The organism is Saccharomonospora iraqiensis subsp. paurometabolica YIM 90007, assembly GCF_000231035.2.
In the GTDB taxonomy this organism is placed as follows: domain Bacteria; phylum Actinomycetota; class Actinomycetes; order Mycobacteriales; family Pseudonocardiaceae; genus Saccharomonospora; species Saccharomonospora paurometabolica.
This window is the reverse complement of record NZ_KI912237.1, coordinates 1,915-4,030: the sequence shown is the minus strand read 5'-3', so window position 1 is coordinate 4,030 and position 2,116 is coordinate 1,915. Positions and strand designations below refer to the sequence as shown.

The following is a 2,116-nucleotide window of genomic DNA, read 5'->3' as shown; positions in this document are numbered from 1 at the left end:
CGCCGGGCGGCGACGACCCGGGGAGTCCTGTGCGTGTACAGGCCGTCCCCGGGTCGGTGTCGCCGCGTGCTCAGGCCGACTTCTTCGCGTCGGTGGGCAGGTTCTCCTTCGCCACGGTGGCGAGGGAGGCGAACGCCTCGGCGTCGTTCACCGCCAGTTCGGCGAGGATCTTGCGGTCGACCTCCACCTCGGCGGCCTTGAGGCCCTGGATGAAGCGGTTATAGGTCAGACCGTTCTGCCGGGCCGCCGCGTTGATGCGGGTGATCCAGAGCTGCCGGAAGTCACCCTTGCGGGCCCGGCGGTCCCGGTAGGAGTACTGGAACGAGTGGAGCGTCTGCTCCTTGGCCTTGCGGTACAGCCGCGAGCGCTGGCCGCGGTAGCCGCTGGCCATGTCGAGTGTTTCGCGGCGCTTCTTCTTGGCGTTGACCGCCCGCTTGACGCGTGCCACGGGTCCATCCTGTCGGGTCGGGGGGCGCGAGGGCGCCCCGGTGTCTTAACGGCGGGGGAACCTGCTCAGCGGCCGAGCAGCCGGTTGACGCGGGGCACGTCCCGGTCCGCGACCTCGGTGGTGCCTTCGAGCCTGCGGGTGACCCGGCTCGACTTCTTCTCCAGCAGGTGCCTGCGGCCGGCCCGCTCCCGGCGGAGCTTGCCGCTGCCCGTCACGCGGACGCGCTTCTTCATCCCGCTGTGGGACTTGTTCTTCGGCATTGTTCCCTCTTTCCAGAGACGGCAGCACACCGGTGGCCGGTGTGCTGCTGCGTTGTCGGCGACCACGGGGTCGGCGACCACGGGCGGACACGACGGCCCGCCCCGTCGGGCGGCCCCCGGGGACGTCACCGGGGGCCGGACGTCACGACTCGGCCTTGTCCGAGTCCTTCGTCGCCTTCGCCTTCGCCTTCGCGTTCTTGTGCGGCGCCAGCACCATGATCATGTTGCGGCCGTCCTGCTTCGGCGACGACTCGATGAAGCCCAGCTCGGACACGTCGTCGGCGAGGCGCTCCAACAGCCGGAATCCCAGCTCCGGCCGGGACTGCTCGCGACCACGGAACATGATCGTCACCTTGACCTTGTTCCCGCCCTCGAGGAAGCGGGACACATGCCCCTTCTTCGTCTCGTAGTCGTGCGGGTCGATCTTGGGACGGAGCTTCTGTTCCTTGATGACGGTGGCCTGCTGGTTGCGGCGGGACTCACGGGCCTTCTGGGCACTCTCGTACTTGTACTTGCCGTAGTCCATGAGCTTCGCCACGGGCGGGCGTGCCTGCGGGGCGACCTCGACGAGATCGAGGTCGGCCTCCTGGGCGAGCCGCAGCGCGTCCTCGATGCGGACGATGCCGACCTGCTCACCGTTCGGTCCCACGAGGCGGACCTCGGGAACACGGATGCGCTCGTTGATGCGCGTCTCGGAGCTGATGGGGCCTCCTTGGTCCAAGTGTCGGTTGTTGTGCTGTCTCGACCTGGTGCCCACATACCGCGGGCCCCGGCACCGGTACCTGTGCTACCCGTGTGCGGGGCCCTCAATCCGATCAACATCCGGGAATGCCGGATGCGCTCCGCGATCGTCGTGACGGCCGTGCCGCCTGCGCATCGCGTGACCGGACCCGGACGCCTCGACGGCGACGCGGGTGGGAGCGGGGCTCCACTTGCGGCCCCCGATTGCCCGGGAGCTGGTCGCACGTGGAATCGTACCAGATGTGCAAGACGACTCATCCAACGCTTTCGACCCCGGCGATGTTCCGCTCGATTCGCGGGAGCTGCGCGACATTCCCAGCGTCGAGGTGATCAGCCGGGCGGCCGTGATGCTGCTGTCCGCGGGCGCGGAACGGCTCGGGCTCGCCGAGACCGACCCCGACTCCAGCCCGCACCGGGACCTCGACGAGGCGCGCAGGCTGATCACCGCCCTGGCGGGCCTGGTGACCGCCTCCGGCGAGTACCTGGGCCTGCACGCGGGACCGCTGCGGGACGGGCTCCAGTCCCTGCAGAAGGCGTTCCGCGAGGCCTCGGCCGTGCCCGACCCGCCCGGCCAGGGACCCGGCGAGAAGTACACCGGCCCCGTGTACTGACCCGGGCCGGACCGTGCACGCGCGGTGCCGCGCCGTCCGGTGGCCGTGCGGCGCCG

The 2,116-nt window shown here is 70.1% G+C and carries 4 protein-coding genes; 1 reads left to right on the top strand and 3 read right to left on the bottom strand.

Features of this window, described 5'->3' with window-relative positions:
• Positions 1-70: 70 nt before the first annotated feature.
• The 3 genes from rplT to infC form a co-directional block, all read right to left on the bottom strand.
• Complete coding sequence (gene rplT / locus SACPADRAFT_RS0212070) at positions 71-448, bottom strand: 50S ribosomal protein L20 (RefSeq protein ID WP_007027395.1); 378 nt, start codon at positions 446-448, stop codon at positions 71-73.
• Between the two features lie 65 nt (positions 449-513).
• Complete coding sequence (gene rpmI, locus SACPADRAFT_RS0212065) at positions 514-708, bottom strand: 50S ribosomal protein L35 (RefSeq protein ID WP_007027394.1); 195 nt, start codon at positions 706-708, stop codon at positions 514-516.
• A gap of 142 nt (positions 709-850) precedes the next feature.
• On the bottom strand, positions 851-1,429 hold the full coding sequence (gene infC, locus SACPADRAFT_RS0212060; protein WP_083935769.1) for a translation initiation factor IF-3: 579 nt from the start codon (positions 1,427-1,429) through the stop codon (positions 851-853).
• 262 nt (positions 1,430-1,691) lie between these two features.
• Between infC and SACPADRAFT_RS0212055 the strand changes: the two genes are divergently transcribed.
• Positions 1,692-2,060 (top strand): DUF1844 domain-containing protein, encoded by a 369-nt coding sequence (locus SACPADRAFT_RS0212055; protein ID WP_007027392.1) that lies wholly within the window; start codon positions 1,692-1,694, stop codon positions 2,058-2,060.
• The last annotated feature ends 56 nt before the right edge of the window (positions 2,061-2,116 follow it).